Genomic DNA, 16,836 nt, shown 5'->3' on the forward strand with positions numbered 1-16,836 from the left:
TTATTAAAGCGGGTAAGCCGATTCTGTTTTTATTTCAGACATGACAAAAAAGCTTTGAACAGTGCCGATATTACTTAGTTGAGCGAGTTTACTTCTTAAAAAATGATGATAAGCATCCATATCAGAGATTACAATCCTGAGGATAAAGTCGAACGCGCCAGTCATGTGATAGCATTCCATTACTTCAGGGAATTTTACAACCTCTTTTTCAAAGCCACTTAATGCACTATCGGTATGTTCTTTTAACTGTACCTGTGAGTAAGCAATGAGGCTTTTCCCAATTTTTTTTGCATCCAGAATAGCAACAGAACGTTTTATGTAACCTTCTGATTTTAATCTTCTTACTCTTTCGTGGATGGTTGCCGTAGATTTGTTTAGTTCAAGGGCCAATTGTTTATTGCTCAGCAATGCATCCTGTTGCAATAGTCTTAATATGCCGATGTCTGTTTTGTCTAAATCTGTATGACTCATTACCCCTAAATTAGTAGAAAGTGTACCTATTACACTGAAATTTCGAATTTAATAAAAAAAAATGGCAGATAGAGTTTTAAAACCGTAAAAGTTGAAAGTTTTTTCAGATTTTTCCGTAAAATAATCGGAAATAAATTGTATCCATTGATCTAAAGTTCAAATCTCCTGACCTTGTCCACGATGAGACAATTAAAGATTGAGCAGTCCATTACAAACCGTGATTCGGACTCAATAGAAAAATACTTGTATGATATTTCGAGAATTGACCTGCTGAGTGTGGAGGATGAGATCACATTGGCTCGAAAGATCAAAAAGGGGGATCAAATGGCCTTGGACCGATTGGTAAAAGCTAATCTACGCTTCGTAGTGTCGGTAGCTAAAAAGTATCAAAATCAGGGTATTCGCCTTTCTGACCTGATTGCTGAAGGTAATATCGGTTTAATAAAAGCTGCACAACGTTTTGACGAAACCAAAGGATTTAAGTTTATCTCTTTTGCCGTATGGTGGATACGTCAGAGTATTATGATTGCTATCGCTGAACAAAAAAGAATGGTTAGGCTTCCTGCAAATCAAATTGGTGGAATAATTAAGATAAATAAAGCAATGGGAGATCTGGAGCAACGTTTAGAAAGACAGCCAAGTTTTGAGGAAGTCTGCGAATTTATTGAAATGCCAGAAGAAAAGGTTTCGGATTATCTTTTTCATGCTCCAATGACAACTTCATTAGATACAGTAATTGGGGAAGAGTCAGGTTTTACACTTGCTGATACTATTGAAGATGAAAATATAGAAAAGACAGATTCATTAGTTCTGGAAGACTCTATTTTAATTGATATTAAAAGATTAATGAAAAGACTGCCCCAGAGGGAAAAAGAAATTCTTTTTATGTTTTATGGCTTAGGTGGAAATACTGCAATCGGACTCGATGAGATTGGTTATAAAATGAACTTAGGTAAGGAACGTGTACGACAAATTAAGGATAAAGCTTTAAAAACACTTCGCGCAGAAAAACCAAAATCATATATGATGGAATATATCTAGTATATTTACATATCATGGATAAATCGCTGTACCTGGATCATTTAAACTTGTTACCAATCCCGGGAGAAGCTTTTTTCTATCCTGACTTCTTTAATGAAGAGGAAAGTGACAGGTATTTCAATCTTATTATAAAGGCTGCAGACTGGAAACAGGAAAAAGTACAGTTATTCGGAAAAACCACTTTATTACCAAGATATTCTGCTTTTTATGGTGATGAAGGGATTAGCTATAATCATAGTGGAATTATAATGAATGCACAGCCCTGGATTCCTGAATTACAAACAATCAAAGAATATATTGAAGGTAAATTTGATGTGGAATTTAACAGTTGTACGCTTAGTCATTACAGGTCAGAGGCAGACAACCTTGGCTGGCACCGCGACAATAAAAAGAAATTGGGGAAATACCCTTTCATTGCGTCAGTAAGTTTTGGAGCTCCCAGAATATTTCAGTTTAGAAATTTCATAGATAAAATTCCTATTATTTCTGTTGAACTTACTCATGGTAGTTTATTAATTATGAAGGCTGAAACACAGCATTTATGGGAGCAAAGATTACCTAAAACAATCATTCCGACTGGTTCACGTATTAATCTAACCTTTCGTTTCATACATAAATAGGTTTGATAATCTCTTGCCTTCTGCAAATAATTTTATGGTAATTATGTCAGAAAACAGAAAATTGTTTTGTAAAACAATTCTAACCATTACTTTTGTTAACACTGTTAACTAAAATATATAGCATATGGGAATTGCAGAACGTAAAATAAGACAAAAGGAGGAGTTTAGAGCAAGTATACTGGAGGCTGCATGGCATCAGGTATTAACTGAAGGCTGGCAGTCATTATCTATCCGAAAAATAGCAGATGCCATAGAATATAGTATCCCTGTTATTTATAACCATTTTGAAAACAAGGAAGCTATATTGCTTGAATTTACCAAAGAGGGCTTTCAGAAGTTAGCTGATGCAATGAATGAAGTTAAGGTACTACATGATAAGCCTGCAAAACAGCTGGAAGTCATAGCTTATGCTTACTGGGATTTTGCTTTTGAGCATAAAGAATATTATCAGTTAATGTTTGGTCTGGGAATTCCTGCCTGTGAAAGAGTAAATCAAATTGTGGAAATGAAAACAATGACTACAATAATGATTTCGACTATAGAAGAAACTATCAAAGCAAGCCCTGATCCGGATGCTGATGTATTCCTTAAATATCATACTTATTTATCTATTCTTCATGGACTGGTGTCAATTCAGATGATCAGGACTGAAGGGAATCCAGATGCGCAAGACCGTCGAATTTTACAGGATGCAATATCCGGTTTTATTAAATCGCTTCTCGTATAATCAAAATGCTAATTATCATAAACAAATAACAATTCAATTATCCACATTAACATTAAACAATAATTTCAATTTATGAAAAGACTATTTAACACCAATCTGAATCAGGAAGCGCTCCACTTTATGTTACTTATTTTACGTGTAGGTATTGCATCTTTTATGATGGTTCATGGTTATCAAAAACTAGGAATGCTTACAGCAGGTGGAGAAATTCAATTTGGTGATCCAATAGGAGTGGGTATAGCAACATCATTATATTTAGCCGTATTTGCTGAGTTCTTTTGTTCTATTTTCCTATTATTGGGCTTTGCAACAAGATTAGCAACAATACCATTAATTATTACAATGGTGATAGCTGTGTTTATTGTACATGCAGCGGATGGCTTTGATAAAAAGGAAATGGGATTGCATTACCTGTTAGCCTATGTTTTCTTGTTTGTATCAGGACCAGGGAAATATAGTATTGATCAAATGATCAGTAAAAGTTTATATAGCCGTAAGCGATAATCAAGATATTATTTCAGATCAAATACCGTTATAGCTGTTATGAAGAAAATAATGCTATTATGCCTTACGGCTGTCGTAATATCAAGTTGTGGTATTAATAAACAAGCACAACAAATAAAAGCACTTGAAAAATGTACTTATAGGATCGCATCTGCTGATCAGGTTACCTTAGGTGGAGCAGATGTTAAGAAGATGATTGAAAAGGGTGATATCAATTTAGGTAGTTTGCCAAGTTTGGCTTTGGGGCTGCTTAGAAAAGATGTTCCATTAAGGGGCCGTTTAAATCTGGAAGTAAAAAACCCTACAGGCAACGATGCTTCCATCAATGAATTTGAATACAAAATTTTGATTAACAGACAAGAGCTGGCAACTGGTTTTGTAAACCAATCCTTAAATGTTGCCGGTGGACAATCAACTACTGTACCTGTTGATATGGAAATAAATGTTTATCCATTTATTTCTAACAGCAAAGTGATGGGAGAGATTGCTGAATTTATGAAGGGTGGGAAAAATGGTGGCCCTGAAAAGAAAGGAATTCTGACTCTTAAGATCAGACCAAGTATAAAAGTAGGAAATACCCTGGTGAAATATCCGGGATTTATTACTGTAGATAAAGAAGTAAGCAGTAAAATATTGCTTTAATCTTGCAGGATTGTTACGGAGTTTAATTCGCTTTTGAACTTCATCTCAATGATTTTAATTAATTTCGGAGGTTGTCTTAAAGACTGTATTTTAGTTTTTATGACAACCTCATTTAAAATCAGAATATGAAGTTTCGTTTATCCACGCTCTTTTTTATTGCAGTTACTCCTTTTTTTGCAACTGCACAAAATATGCAGCAATTAAATGCTGCTGAGATTAAACAAGGCCTTGAAGCCTTAAACGTTACTGGTAGTGTGTTGTACATTGCTGCTCATCCCGATGACGAGAATACTCGTTTATTGGGGTACCTGGCCAAAGAGAAAAAAGTTAGAACTGGATATTTATCTCTGACCAGAGGTGATGGCGGACAGAATCTGATAGGTAATGAACAGGCAGAACTGCTGGGATTAATCCGAACTCAGGAACTGCTGGCAGCACGTCGTATGGATGGAGCAGAGCAGTTTTTTACTCGAGCTAATGATTTCGGTTTCTCTAAAAATCCACAAGAAAGTTTCAAAATATGGGATAAGGCAAAGATCCTTTCCGATGTAGTATGGGTGATTCGTAAATTTCAGCCAGATGTTATCATTACCCGTTTCCCGGAAGATGGACGTGCCGGACATGGTCATCATTCTGGTTCCGCAATTCTTGCTCGTGAAGCATTTGTTGCTGCGGCCGACCCTAAACAGTTTCCTGAACAATTAACCCTGGTTAAACCCTGGAAAGCTAAGCGTATTGTCTGGAACACTTTTAACTTTGGGGGGAACAATACTACGGCAGATGATCAGATGAAGATTGATGTCGGTTTATACAACCCTTTGTTGGGTAAAAGTTATGGTGAAATTGCTGCAGAAAGCAGGTCTAACCACAGAAGTCAGGGTTTTGGTGCAGCAAGACAACGTGGTACTTCGATAGAATATTTTACCCCTGTAGCCGGTGAAAAAGCAAACAATGATATTTTTGATGGTGTCGATTTCAGCTTAAGCAGAATACCAGATAATGCTGCTGTAAAGCAATTGCTGGAAGAAATAAATAAAAAATATGATGCAGCCAATCCATCCAGATCTATTAAAGATCTTATAAAATTAAGACAGCTGGTAAAAGGAAAAGCTTTTAAGCATGAGTTACTGGATGACCTGATTTTAGCTTGTGCAGGAATTTGGTTTGAGAGTGCCGCTACTAATGCTTCTTATGCTTTGGCAGAGCCTGTAAGTGTAAAAGTACAAGGTATTGCAAGAGTGCCTTCTGATTTCCCATTGCCTATAAGTTTGGAAGAAAAAAATACAGCAACAAAATTCGATTTATTGCCTAATGTGTTTGTTAGCAAAGATAAAGATGTTGTTACCACTAATATAGGCACCACACAAGCTTACTGGTTGGAGAAAAAACATCCGCTGGGTTATTTTGTAGTAGACTCCCTTACTAAGATTGGAATGCCTGAAAATGGACCAGCACTATCTGCAATTTTTAAAATAAAGATTGGTGATGAGGTAATTGAAAAGAAACGTGCCGTGGTGTATAAGTACACTGATCAGGTGCGTGGAGAAGTTTATCAGCCATTGGTGATTGCTCCTCCGGTAACGGCTACTCTTTCAGAAAAGGCTTTTATATTTAATGGTAATGAGCCAAAAATTATCACAGTATTATTAAAAGGGTTTAAAAATCAGGCTTCAGGAATATTGGTGCCTCAGTTACCAACAGGATGGAAAGTGAGTCCGCAGAAAGTTGATTTTACTTTGAACAAAAAAGGAGATGAGCAGTCAGTTACTTTTACCATTACACCTGCAGGAAACACTACAGGTGGCGATCTATTGCTGAATGTGACGGTTGATGGCAAAACCTATAATAAAGGCTTACGTGTTATCAATTATGAACATATTCCGGTACAAACTCTTTTCCCATACGCAGAAGCAAGACTGGATAAAGTAGATCTGAAATTTGCTGGAAAACGAATTGGTTATATTGCAGGTGCAGGGGATTTAGTGCCGGAATCTTTGAAGCAGATTGGTTACGAAGTGATCAATCTGACAAATGACCAGGTAATCAATTCAGATCTTTCTGGTTTTGATGCGATTGTTGCTGGGGTCAGGTTATATAATGTAAATGATCAGATCAAGAGTATGCAGCCTAAATTGATGAAGTATGTGGAAAATGGTGGGAACTTATTGATTCAGTATAATGTTAACAATCCACTAAAAATCAACAATATAGGTCCTTATCCTTTCCGTTTGTCGCGCGATAGAGTTACCGAAGAAGATGCTAAGGTACGTATGTTAGCTCCTCAAAATGATATTTTAAATTATCCTAATAAGATTACTGATAAGGATTTTGAAGGTTGGATTCAAGAACGTGGACTTTATTTTGTTACAGATGCTGATCAAAAATATACTTCGATTCTGAGCATGAATGATACTGATGAAACTGCTAAAACAGGTTCATTAATCGTTGCGAACTATGGCAAAGGTAGATTTGTTTATACAGGTATTTCTTTTTTCAGACAGCTACCTGCAGGTGTGCCCGGAGCCTACCGATTGTTCGTAAACTTGTTATCTATTAAAAAGTAATTAAACATAACTGTTGCAAAGGATATGATAGAAAATGAACCAATAGATGAAAAGGAACAGGATCTGCCTCCTTTTGTTAAGACTTGGAAACAGTTTTATCGCTTGCTGATTGGTTGGTTGATATTGTTGATTATAATTTTTTACGTATTTACAGTGTATTTCTCATGAGTGTTATAGATTGGTCAGTATTAATCATTACACTCGTTGTAATTGTTGTTTACGGAGTATATAAAAGTCGAGGAGCCCAGAATATTCAGGGGTATTTGCTGGGTAATCAGTCTTTACCATGGTATCATGTATGTCTATCGGTAATGGCTACACAAGCAAGTGCAATAACTTTTTTATCTGCTCCTGGTCTGGCTTATTCTTCGGGAATGAGTTTTGTGCAGTTTTATTTAGGACTGCCTTTGGCTATGATTGTCCTTTGTATCACTTTTGTGCCCATATTTCATCGCTTAAAAGTTTATACTGCTTATGAATATCTTGAGCAAAGGTTTGATTTAAAAACAAGAGCCTTAACAGCATTTCTATTTTTAATTCAAAGAGGACTTTCTACTGGAATTACGATTTATGCTCCCTCCATAATTTTATCTACTATATTAAATATTAATACTACTTATACTACGTTGTTTATTGGTAGTTTAGTGATTTTTTATACGGTTTACGGAGGTACTAAGGCTGTTTCTTATACTCAGATGTTGCAAATGAGCATTATATTTTGCGGTTTGTTTGCCGCTGGAATTATGGTGGTACACCTGCTTCCAGGGGATATTGGTTTTGGCAGAGCTATTAGTATAGCAGGAAAAATGGGTAGGACAAATGCTATTGATTTTAAACTTGATCTGAATAATCAATATACAGTGTGGACAGGGTTAATAGGAGGTTTCTTTTTACAACTTTCTTATTTTGGAACGGATCAAAGCCAGGTAGGACGATATTTGTCAGGAGCATCTGTTAGTCAGAGCCGATTAGGATTATTGATGAATGGCTTGGTAAAAATACCTATGCAATTCCTGATTCTATTAATTGGTGTACTTGTATTTGCATTTTATCAATACAATCGGCCGCCTGTTTTTTTCAATAGTTTCGAGTTAAATAAACTGGAAAATAGTAAGTATGCGCCAGAATTGGATCGAATTAAAGTTGATTATAACCGTGTATTTGAAGAAAAACAGGTTGAAGTTAATAAGATGAATGATGCGCTTAATGCTGATGATAAAGCATTGATTGATCAGCAAAGAACAGCTTTACAGCTTGCTGATGAAAAAGAAAAGTCCATCAGAAAAGAGGTGACAGATTTAATGTTAAAAAATGATGAGCATGCAAATATTAAAGACAACAACTACATTTTCCTGAGTTTTGTAACGGAGTATTTGCCAAAAGGATTAATAGGGTTATTAATTGCGATTATCTTCCTTGCTTCTATGGGCTCTACTGCGAGTGCTTTAAATTCATTGGCCTCGACAACTGTTATTGATATTTATAAGAGATTGATTAAAAAGGATGCTTCTGATCATGAATACCTGCAGGCATCAAGGCTGGCGACAGTATTTTGGGGAGTAGTGTGTATAGTAATGGCACTATATGCAAGTAAAATTGGTAATCTCCTTGAGGCTGTAAATATATTGGGGTCTTATATTTATGGTACCATACTCGGGGTCTTCCTTGTCGCATTTTATGTAAAAAGGGTAAATGGAAGGGCCGTGTTTATTGCTGCGCTGTTTACTGAAGTTATTATTGTGATCCTGGGACGTGCAGATGTAGTAGCCTATTTATGGCTTAACGTAATTGGTTGTTTACTTGTTGTGATTATATCTTTGATCATTCAGCGGATCATTAATACAGGAAAGCCAAAGACTGTATCTGTTAATTGAATTAAACCTGGAAATTTAATCTTTATCCTCTTAAATTATCGTTCAAAATAAGTTCGCTGAATCTTTGTTTTACGTTATATATAAACAGGGTCTAAACAGGGTGCAAACAGGGTGATAACAGTATGTAAACAGTATCTATGATATAATTAATACCTTGTTATCTCCTTGAATATAAATAGCTAATTCTTAGTTAAAATAGAAGTCTGATTGGAGGACATAAAAAAGGGGCTGCATCCATTATAAAAATGATGTAGCCCCTTTAAATGAAAACCAATGTTTTCTTATTTTTTAGTTTCTTTAAGCAATTCAGTATGTAAACGGATATACTCTTGATTTTTAAGCTCAGTAGCAAGTTTTAAACCATCTGTTGCAGTTTTAACTGCACCTGCTTTGTCACCCATTTTCATTTGAATGCGTCCTTTCCATAATTTAATCCATGGTGCTTTGCCGTCTGCTGCTTCAGCCGCATTAACCCATTCCAGTGCTTTTTTCAGGTCTTTGCTATTGTTAAAGTAATATTGTGCAGCCTGGAAATAAGGTTTTTTCTCACCTTTCATCGCTTCATCAATACTAGCCATTACGGTCGCGTCGATATCAGCACTTAACTCTACATTTACTAACGTGTTCTCCCACATTAACTGTAATTTAGCAGTAGTTGGTAAAACATCGGCAAATTGAATGGTAAAAGTTTCTACTTTATCTTTCAAATTAATAGGCTTTACCTTAACTCTCAGCACATCATCTGATGCTTTATATTCATATGAACCCCATTGTTTAGCGCCTTTGTTGAATATTACTGTCCACTCGTCTTTACCAGGAATAGTAAATAATCCATATTCTCCTGCAGGAAGATCTTTACCAGCGATTTTTACAGTTTCAGAGAATGTAATCACTGTCGCAGAATTTGCACCTGTACGCCATACAGATCCATAAGGCTCCATTGCACCAAAAATCTTGCGGCCTTTTACATTTGGACGTGAATAGTTAAGTGTAATTTTTCCCAAAGCAAAATTCTGAGAAATAGTTTGGCCCGTACTAGCTTGTGGCATTTTAAGACCTTGCGCCTGAACATCAATACTCAGAACTACAGCTAGTGCTAAAAATAACATTGTTTTAAACGTTGTTTTCATATAATTATTTTTTGTTTTTAAATGTTTACAAAGGTCTTAACAGACCTGGTTATAAGTTTTGTCGGGACTAAATTACATATCTGTTCGTGTATTGTATAGTTTAAATGTAGTATAAAAGGAAACTTGACGAATAAATTAGAAAATCATGCTTAAATTCGCTCTCATGGTAGGTTTTCGTTATATCTTGTTCAGCATTTCTTTCTTTTGTTTATGTGCAGCTTCTATAAAATCATTGGCTCAGTCAGTAGAGACAGGGGTTTCAATAGAATTGGCCAAGTATAGAAAATCTGTAATCAGTAAAGTTAATTATACGCTTGAATTTGATATACCAGGAGAAAGAAAGGAAAAGATTGCTGCCACTGAGGTGTTGCGCTTTCATCTTGATAAAAAAGACCGTGCCTTGCAGTTGGATTTTAAGGAAGATAAATCAAAACTTTTAAAACTAACAGTGAATGGGAAATCTGTAAGTATAGATCATGAAAAGGAACACCTGCTGATTCCTGCCAGATATTTGAAGAGGGGAATGAATGAGGTACAGATAAAATTTCAATCTGGTGAGGGAGCATTAAATCGCAATACTGATTATTTATATACATTATTTGTGCCTGACAGAGCAAGAACAGTCTTTCCTTGTTTTGATCAGCCGGATATTAAAGCAACCTATAATCTGACTTTAAAAGTGCCGGCCGATTGGAAAGCAATAGCTAATGCACCATTAAAAACATCTACAGTATTAAATAATCAAAAGACTTATCAATTTTTAACCTCAGATACTTTAAGTACATATTTGTTCTCATTTGTAGCTGGGAAATTTGAAGAACAAATTGGAAAAGTAGGTGATGAGAAAGCTGCTTTCTTGTACAGAGAGACAGATACAGGGAAAATCAGGCATAGTATAAATCAGATTTTCAAGATTCATGATGATGCACTTAGGTATTTTGAAGATTGGACAGATATCCCTTATCCATTTCAAAAGTTTGATTTCGTTGCAATTCCTGACTTTCAATTCGGAGGAATGGAGCATATTGGCGCTATTCAATATAAAGCCGCTACCTTATTTTTAGATGCTACGGCAACAAGAGATCAGATTAATTCCAGAAATAACCTGATAGCACATGAAACAGCACATATGTGGTTTGGTGATCTGGTGACAATGAATTGGTTTACTGATGTATGGATGAAAGAAGTGTTTGCTAATTTTATGGCCGATAAAAGTGCAGAGGGAAGTGTTGGTAAAGATGTATTTGATTTAAAGTTTTTATTGGATCATTTTCCATCGGCATATGGTGTAGACCGTACTACAGGTTCAAATCCTATCCGACAACAATTGGATAATCTAAAGGACGCTGGTTCCATGTATGGGAATATTATTTATCATAAATCACCAATTATGATGCGCCAGCTGGAACGTTTAATGGGGAAGGAAAAGTTTCAGCTGGGTGTAAGAGAATATCTTAAAAAGTTTGCGAACAGCAATGCTTCCTGGCCTGATCTGATCAGTATTTTAGATAAATATGCTGATGAGGATTTACAGCAATGGAATAAGGTTTGGGTAAATGAACCTGGACGTCCGGTTGTCGATTATTCCATTAAATATGAAGGGAGTAAGATTAGCAAGTTTACGATTAAACAAGTTTCAGAATACGGTAACGATAGAGTCTGGCCTCAAATTTTTGAATTGAGTTTATATTATAAGAATTATAGCAAGGACATAACGGTTAATTTTAATGCAGCAGAAATTGAGGTTGAAGAAGCTGAAGGCCTGGAAGCTCCTTTATTTGTGCTTTTCAATTCTTCAGGTCAGGGGTATGGTTTATGGCCTACAGATCCTGCAATCTTTGATCGCTTGTACAGTATGGATAAGCCTTTAAATCGTGCAGTATCTTATATTTCGCTTTATGAGAATATGCTGAATGGGAGGTATATTAAACCAGTTGATTTATTAACTCTTTTTATAAATGGGTTAAATAAGGAAAAAGAGGAGTTGAATGTTAAATTGATTAGTAATTATATCAGCACTATTTATTGGGAGTTCCTGACTCGTCAAGATAGAGAGCGATTAAGTGAATCTCTGGAAAAACAAATTTGGAATGCTATTTTAGAACAAAAGGAGTCTAATGTTAAAAAGCTTCTTTTTAAAACATATCAGGATATATTTTTAAACAGTATAGCTTACAAAAAATTGTATGAAATATGGAAAACAGGAAAAGCACCTGAGGGGGTAAAGCTTTCTGAAGATGATTATACTACTCTGGCTTTTTCACTAGCTTTAAGAACAGATAGCAGTGCTGTTATATTGAATGAGCAATTGTTACGTATAAGTAATGCAGACAGAAAGAGAAGATTTGAATTTATCATGCCTTCTCTTTCTGCTGAAGTGAAGCAAAGAGATCTTTTTTTTAAGAGCCTGGAATTGAAAGCAAACAGAGAAAAGGAATCTAATGTCGGAGTGGCATTGTATTATTTACATCATCCATTAAGACAGGCTACATCTATAAAATACCTTAAAAAAAGTCTTGAACTGTTGGAAGAAATTCAAACCACAGGAGACATATTTTTTCCTCAAAGTTGGTTGCAGGCTACATTAGGCTATTACCAAAGTACAGAAGCAGCTGAGATTGTAAATGAGTTTTTAAAAAGCCACCCTGATTATAATCCTAAATTAAAAGCTAAAATTTTACAGACTGCAGATCATCTATTTAGAGCACAAAGGCTATTGAATTAATCACTATTCCAAGCGTTTGTATGTTATAATTATACTTTGTTTATTTTTGACGCTGGTTAGTATTGCCTTTGAGGGATAACCGTTGTCATTATATTCATAACTAAAATCAATGTTATTTTCATTGTTTTCCTGACTAAGTATAGTTGTAAGATTATTATTAATACATCTTAAAAACCAATGTTCAAGCTGTAAAGTAAATAATTCGCTAAAAGTGATATTACTGCTAATCCCATTTTTGAGATCATAGGTATAACTCGTCTTAGAGTGAATACTGCTTATTTTTGATAAATTTAAAGATTCACTGTAGTATAGATTACTTGTTTTAATTAGTGCTTTGTTGTTATTATAGTAATCAATTGTACTGATTCTTAGTTGATCATTATAAGTTAATGTGTAATATCCATTGGGGCTTGTGCGATTAGTTATGGCATCATGGTCAAATGATTGTATTTTATTAGTGAGTTTTTTATCCTTTTGTTCATAGTAATCGATAAAAAATAGTTTCCCATTTTTATATTTTTCTAATTTTTGTGGAAAACCATCTGCATTATACATTATGGTGGTTTTACTTCCGTCTGAATCGGTGATTTCTGTCAGCAGTGCACTATTTTCTTTATACTTCAGAGTCAAGGTTGTTCCATTAGCTTCTAGTTTTATAGGGATGTATTTACCCTGATCCGTAGGTTGAGGGGATACAGGTTCCTCTTTTTTTGACTTTGGTTCCTCAGTTTGAGGTTTTGTTTCTTTTTTACAGGACAATAAGACAATAAATGCACAGAGGGCTACAAAATGTAAAGGTTTAATACTTTTCATGATACCGTTGATTTAGTTTAATGTTTAGACCATTTTATAATGGTGAACGTAATGATTATTGTATTGGTAATGAAAATTTTTACTTTAAAATTGTTGTTGTATTTTTTTTAGAGATATTAATTATTTTTGTAGTGTGTTTTGATAAGTTGGGCTACATGGAAATATTCTACGATAAACTGCAGATTTATAAGAAAAAATGTTTTTAGGGAAATATGTTAGAATTATGATAATCTTCAGCTGAAAAAAGTTTTTTCATAGGAGATAAGCTGTACTTTTACGGAACGATTTCTTTTGTACATAATTCTAAAATATGGACGACTTTCTAGCAGCCCGCCTTCAGATGGCCTTCTCGTTGGGCTTTCACATTGTTTTTGCTTGTATTGGGATGGTAATGCCTTTTTTCATGACAGTAGCCCATTTTTACTGGCTTAAAACCAAAAAAGCAGTTTACAAAGATGTTACCAAAGCCTGGAGTAAAGGTGTTGCTATTTTCTTTGCTACTGGCGCGGTTTCAGGTACAGTATTATCATTTGAACTTGGTTTGCTCTGGCCTAAATTTATGGAACATGCAGGGCCTATATTTGGAATGCCATTTTCTTTGGAAGGGACTGCTTTTTTTATTGAGGCAATAGCCCTTGGGTTTTATTTGTATGGATGGAATAAGCTCAACCCATGGTTTCATTGGGCTACAGGGGTAGTGGTTGGTTTGAGTGGATTAGCATCGGGTATTCTTGTTGTTGCTGCAAATGCCTGGATGAATAGTCCAACGGGCTTTGATTATATTAATGGGCAGTACTTAAACATCGATCCCATTAAGGCTATGTTTAATGATGCATGGTTTTCACAAGCCCTACACATGAGTGTGGCTGCTTTTGTGTCCACTGGTTTTGCAGTTGCTGGTGTTCATGCCCTTATGATTCTTAAAGGTAAAAATATAGGTTTTCACAGTAAGGCTTTTAAAATCGCTGCTATTTTTGGAACTGTGGCTGCCTGTTTGCAGCCTATAAGTGGTGATATCTCTGCTAAAGATGTAGCAGTGAGACAACCTGAAAAGCTGGCAGCAATGGAAGCTCATTTTCATACTGAACGCAATGCTCCATTGATTATTGGTGGAATACCTGATACTTTAAACAAGAAGGTAGATTATGCTATTAAAATCCCTGGCTTACTCAGTTTGATGGCAACGGGGGATTTTAATGGAGAGGTTAAAGGTTTAGAGAGTTTTCCTAAAGATGAGCAACCTCCAGTTGCTGTCACGCATTACGCTTTTCAAATTATGGTTGGGTTAGGTATGCTCATGGTGCTCATTGCAGTTTTGTATTTTATTGCCTTATGGAAAAAAAGGAAATGGTTGGATAGTCGATGGCTCCTGAAGTTATTTGTTTTTGCTACTCCTTTAGGCTTTATTGCTCTGGAGGCGGGGTGGACAGTTACAGAGGTAGGGCGACAACCCTGGATCATTAGAGGAATAATGAAAACTGCTGATGCAGTAACGCCTATGCCGGGTATAGTTTATTCTTTTTATATGTTTACTGCTGTATATATCTCTCTTTCTATTATTGTAAGTCTGCTGTTATATAGGCAGATTACGATGGTGGGTAATTTGTATGATTCTGAAAACCTTTCAAAAGATAAGCCATTATGATTTATGTAGTTATCGTTTTTTTATGGACATCCATTTTATTATATATTTTACTTGGTGGCGCTGATTTTGGAGCTGGTATAATTGAACTGATGACAGCTAAAGTTAATAAAGCTAAAACTCGTAAAACCATGTATAAGGCAATTGGTCCCATTTGGGAAGCTAATCATATGTGGCTCATTATTGCAGTTGTGATTTTGTTTGTAGGTTTTCCTAAAATATATACTACTGTTTCTGTTTACTTACATATTCCCTTGGTGTGTATGTTATTAGGAATCATTGCAAGAGGAACTGCCTTTGTATTTAGAAATTATGACGCTGTAAAGGATGATATGCAGAAGGTTTATACACCTATTTTCGTGTATTCTAGTTTAATAACACCATTTTTTCTTGGTATTATAGCTGCCAGTGCTGTTTCTGGTTATATCGATCCACAGGCTAATGACTTCTTGTCTGCTTATATTTTTAGTTGGTTAAATTGGTTCTCTGTTGCCGTAGGTGTGTTTACGGTAAGCATTTGTGGTTTTCTAGCCACAATTTTTATAATTGGACAAACCGATGATGAGGGAGACAGAGTTCATTTTGTGGGAAAAGCGAGACGGGCAATCTTTTTTGTAATGGCTTGTGGAGCATTGGTTTTTATTGCTGCTGCTATTGAACACATCCCGCTGGTGAACTGGATTTTTGGAGATACCCCGGGACTTATTGCTATTGTCGCGGCTAGTTTATCATTAATTGTGATGTTTTATGCCTTAAATAGAAATAAGTCTATATTACTACGCTTATTAGCTGGTTTTCAGGTAACAATGATTTTATTTGCTGCAACATATTCACATTTCCCAGATATTATCTTGCTTAAGAATGGTGAAAATCTTTCTTTAATGGCACATCAGGGGCAAGCTAAAACAATTGAAACATTAGGATATGCATTGTTGATTGGCAGTTTGTTTATTTTACCTGCATTGGTTTATCTGATTTATATATTCCAAACATCCAAGAAAACAGTTGCTGATCACTAGAAAAATATCACCCAGGTATTTATCAGTTTTGGTTTTTTTGTAACAAATTTAGCGAAGAACAGAAAACAGATTTTTTTGTACTTAATTCGTGATCTTTTTAAAGAATTGAATGAAATGTTTTGTTTTATATAGCAGAAACTATTAAACCTAAATCATTTTATGAAGTCATACAACCAATGTCGGACTTAAATACAACACTAAATATGAGATCAGGATTCCAAAAAGTTGCACTTTGTACGGTATTATTTGCCAGCCTTGGTAATATTGCCCAGGCTCAAAAAGTTAATGAATTACAAGAGGTTAGTATATTTGCGCCTCATGCAATAAAGATTGATGGTAAGAATTTTGAATGGAAGGAGAGTGATTTCTCAGTTAGTAAGCGTACTAATCTTTCTTATATAATCAGTAATGATGAAAAGAATCTTTATCTGATCATTAAGTCTACTGATGTGCCTAATAATTCTAAAATAATGGCTGGTGGAATTACTTTTTCAGTAAATCCTGATGGTAAGAAAAAAGAAAAGGAGAGTATAACGCTAACCTACCCACTTGTAGTCAATCCTGCCAGAGCAAGAGGAAGCAGGCCTGCAGTGGGCATGACTATGGCTATGGGAGGTGGGGCCAGACCAGATGCTAAACAAAGAGATTCTTTTATGGTAGCCAGGCAAAAAACACAATTGAAGACTGCTAAAGAGATTAAAATCAGGGGATTTAAGAATACGACTGACACGTTAGTATCTATTTATAATGAACATGGTATTAAAGCATTTGCAAATATTGAAAATGATAATTCGTTCTTTTATGAAGTAGCCATTCCGCTAGAAGCACTGGGGCTTTCAGTTGATTCACCAAAGGAATTTGCATATAATATTAAGTTAAATGGATTACACTTACCGGGCCTAGACGGTGGAGGATTTGGAGGCGGAGGTCGTGGTAATTTCGGTGGTGGCGGTGGCGGAAACTTCGGCCGTGGTGGTGGAGGTATGGATTTCCAGGCAATGTTAAGTCCTACCGATTTTTGGGGAAAATACACCCTTGCCAAAAAGTAATATCTTAATGGTGTA

At 35.5% G+C, this 16,836-nt stretch carries 14 protein-coding genes; 11 read left to right on the forward strand and 3 right to left on the reverse strand.

The features are described from left to right. Positions 1 to 3: 3 nt before the first annotated feature. Positions 4 to 471 (reverse strand): Lrp/AsnC family transcriptional regulator, encoded by a 468-nt coding sequence (locus ABDJ41_RS11380; protein ID WP_349786129.1) that lies wholly within the window; start codon positions 469 to 471, stop codon positions 4 to 6. 180 nt (positions 472 to 651) lie between these two features. Here ABDJ41_RS11380 and ABDJ41_RS11385 point away from each other — a divergent pair, with 180 nt between their 5' ends. The 7 genes from ABDJ41_RS11385 to ABDJ41_RS11415 all read left to right on the forward strand — a co-directional run bounded on the left by ABDJ41_RS11385 (position 652) and on the right by ABDJ41_RS11415 (position 8,443). After that, positions 652 to 1,512 (forward strand): sigma-70 family RNA polymerase sigma factor, encoded by an 861-nt coding sequence (locus tag ABDJ41_RS11385; protein ID WP_349786130.1) that lies wholly within the window; start codon positions 652 to 654, stop codon positions 1,510 to 1,512. 14 nt (positions 1,513 to 1,526) lie between these two features. Next, complete coding sequence (locus tag ABDJ41_RS11390; protein WP_349786131.1) at positions 1,527 to 2,132, forward strand: alpha-ketoglutarate-dependent dioxygenase AlkB family protein; 606 nt, start codon at positions 1,527 to 1,529, stop codon at positions 2,130 to 2,132. Between the two features lie 124 nt (positions 2,133 to 2,256). Further along, positions 2,257 to 2,859 (forward strand): TetR/AcrR family transcriptional regulator, encoded by a 603-nt coding sequence (locus ABDJ41_RS11395; protein ID WP_349786132.1) that lies wholly within the window; start codon positions 2,257 to 2,259, stop codon positions 2,857 to 2,859. A 72-nt stretch (positions 2,860 to 2,931) separates the two neighbouring features. Next, positions 2,932 to 3,363, forward strand: coding sequence for a DoxX family protein (locus ABDJ41_RS11400; RefSeq protein WP_349786133.1), 432 nt, complete (start codon positions 2,932 to 2,934; stop codon positions 3,361 to 3,363). Between the two features lie 39 nt (positions 3,364 to 3,402). Further along, entirely contained in the window at positions 3,403 to 4,005 is a 603-nt protein-coding gene (locus ABDJ41_RS11405) for a hypothetical protein (RefSeq protein WP_349786134.1), read from the forward strand. A 125-nt stretch (positions 4,006 to 4,130) separates the two neighbouring features. Continuing rightward, positions 4,131 to 6,569 carry a PIG-L family deacetylase gene (locus tag ABDJ41_RS11410; RefSeq protein ID WP_349786135.1) on the forward strand — a complete coding sequence of 813 codons (2,439 nt, stop codon included), beginning with the start codon at positions 4,131 to 4,133 and terminating at the stop codon, positions 6,567 to 6,569. Between the two features lie 164 nt (positions 6,570 to 6,733). Then, positions 6,734 to 8,443: a sodium:solute symporter family protein gene (locus ABDJ41_RS11415; protein WP_349786378.1), complete on the forward strand. Its 1,710-nt coding sequence runs from the start codon at positions 6,734 to 6,736 to the stop codon at positions 8,441 to 8,443. Between the two features lie 281 nt (positions 8,444 to 8,724). Here ABDJ41_RS11415 and ABDJ41_RS11420 read toward each other — a convergent pair whose 3' ends face one another. Then, positions 8,725 to 9,573: a DUF2911 domain-containing protein gene (locus tag ABDJ41_RS11420; protein WP_349786136.1), complete on the reverse strand. Its 849-nt coding sequence runs from the start codon at positions 9,571 to 9,573 to the stop codon at positions 8,725 to 8,727. 145 nt (positions 9,574 to 9,718) lie between these two features. On the opposite strand from ABDJ41_RS11420, the gene ABDJ41_RS11425 reads away from it, so the two are divergent. Further along, positions 9,719 to 12,298, forward strand: coding sequence for a M1 family metallopeptidase (locus tag ABDJ41_RS11425; protein ID WP_349786137.1), 2,580 nt, complete (start codon positions 9,719 to 9,721; stop codon positions 12,296 to 12,298). Positions 12,299 to 12,301: 3 nt separating this feature from the next. Here ABDJ41_RS11425 and ABDJ41_RS11430 read toward each other — a convergent pair whose 3' ends face one another. Continuing rightward, entirely contained in the window at positions 12,302 to 13,111 is an 810-nt protein-coding gene (locus ABDJ41_RS11430; RefSeq protein WP_349786138.1) for a hypothetical protein, read from the reverse strand. Positions 13,112 to 13,421: 310 nt separating this feature from the next. Between ABDJ41_RS11430 and ABDJ41_RS11435 the strand changes: the two genes are divergently transcribed. The 3 genes from ABDJ41_RS11435 (at position 13,422) to ABDJ41_RS11445 (ending at position 16,821) form a co-directional block, all read left to right on the forward strand. Continuing rightward, positions 13,422 to 14,756: a cytochrome ubiquinol oxidase subunit I gene (locus ABDJ41_RS11435; protein ID WP_349786139.1), complete on the forward strand. Its 1,335-nt coding sequence runs from the start codon at positions 13,422 to 13,424 to the stop codon at positions 14,754 to 14,756. Next, entirely contained in the window at positions 14,753 to 15,772 is a 1,020-nt protein-coding gene (locus ABDJ41_RS11440; protein WP_349786140.1) for a cytochrome d ubiquinol oxidase subunit II, read from the forward strand. The genes ABDJ41_RS11435 and ABDJ41_RS11440 overlap by 4 nt, the downstream gene beginning before the upstream one ends. Before the next feature lie 203 nt (positions 15,773 to 15,975). Continuing rightward, entirely contained in the window at positions 15,976 to 16,821 is an 846-nt protein-coding gene (locus ABDJ41_RS11445; protein WP_349786141.1) for a hypothetical protein, read from the forward strand. Positions 16,822 to 16,836: the final 15 nt, after the last annotated feature.

Source organism: Pedobacter sp. ASV1-7 (assembly GCF_040203335.1).
GTDB lineage: Bacteria > Bacteroidota > Bacteroidia > Sphingobacteriales > Sphingobacteriaceae > Pedobacter.

Excerpts from the sequence above, each read along its gene's own strand:
- ABDJ41_RS11380 (WP_349786129.1), bottom strand. The coding sequence starts at position 471 with ATGAGTCATACAGATTTAGACAAAACAGACATCGGCATATTAAGACTA.
- ABDJ41_RS11385 (WP_349786130.1), top strand. The coding sequence starts at position 652 with ATGAGACAATTAAAGATTGAGCAGTCCATTACAAACCGTGATTCGGAC.
- ABDJ41_RS11390 (WP_349786131.1), top strand. The coding sequence starts at position 1,527 with ATGGATAAATCGCTGTACCTGGATCATTTAAACTTGTTACCAATCCCG.
- ABDJ41_RS11395 (WP_349786132.1), top strand. The coding sequence starts at position 2,257 with ATGGGAATTGCAGAACGTAAAATAAGACAAAAGGAGGAGTTTAGAGCA.
- ABDJ41_RS11400 (WP_349786133.1), top strand. The coding sequence starts at position 2,932 with ATGAAAAGACTATTTAACACCAATCTGAATCAGGAAGCGCTCCACTTT.
- ABDJ41_RS11405 (WP_349786134.1), top strand. The coding sequence starts at position 3,403 with ATGAAGAAAATAATGCTATTATGCCTTACGGCTGTCGTAATATCAAGT.
- ABDJ41_RS11410 (WP_349786135.1), top strand. The coding sequence starts at position 4,131 with ATGAAGTTTCGTTTATCCACGCTCTTTTTTATTGCAGTTACTCCTTTT.
- ABDJ41_RS11415 (WP_349786378.1), top strand. The coding sequence starts at position 6,734 with ATGAGTGTTATAGATTGGTCAGTATTAATCATTACACTCGTTGTAATT.
- ABDJ41_RS11420 (WP_349786136.1), bottom strand. The coding sequence starts at position 9,573 with ATGAAAACAACGTTTAAAACAATGTTATTTTTAGCACTAGCTGTAGTT.
- ABDJ41_RS11425 (WP_349786137.1), top strand. The coding sequence starts at position 9,719 with ATGCTTAAATTCGCTCTCATGGTAGGTTTTCGTTATATCTTGTTCAGC.
- ABDJ41_RS11430 (WP_349786138.1), bottom strand. The coding sequence starts at position 13,111 with ATGAAAAGTATTAAACCTTTACATTTTGTAGCCCTCTGTGCATTTATT.
- ABDJ41_RS11435 (WP_349786139.1), top strand. The coding sequence starts at position 13,422 with ATGGACGACTTTCTAGCAGCCCGCCTTCAGATGGCCTTCTCGTTGGGC.
- ABDJ41_RS11440 (WP_349786140.1), top strand. The coding sequence starts at position 14,753 with ATGATTTATGTAGTTATCGTTTTTTTATGGACATCCATTTTATTATAT.
- ABDJ41_RS11445 (WP_349786141.1), top strand. The coding sequence starts at position 15,976 with ATGAGATCAGGATTCCAAAAAGTTGCACTTTGTACGGTATTATTTGCC.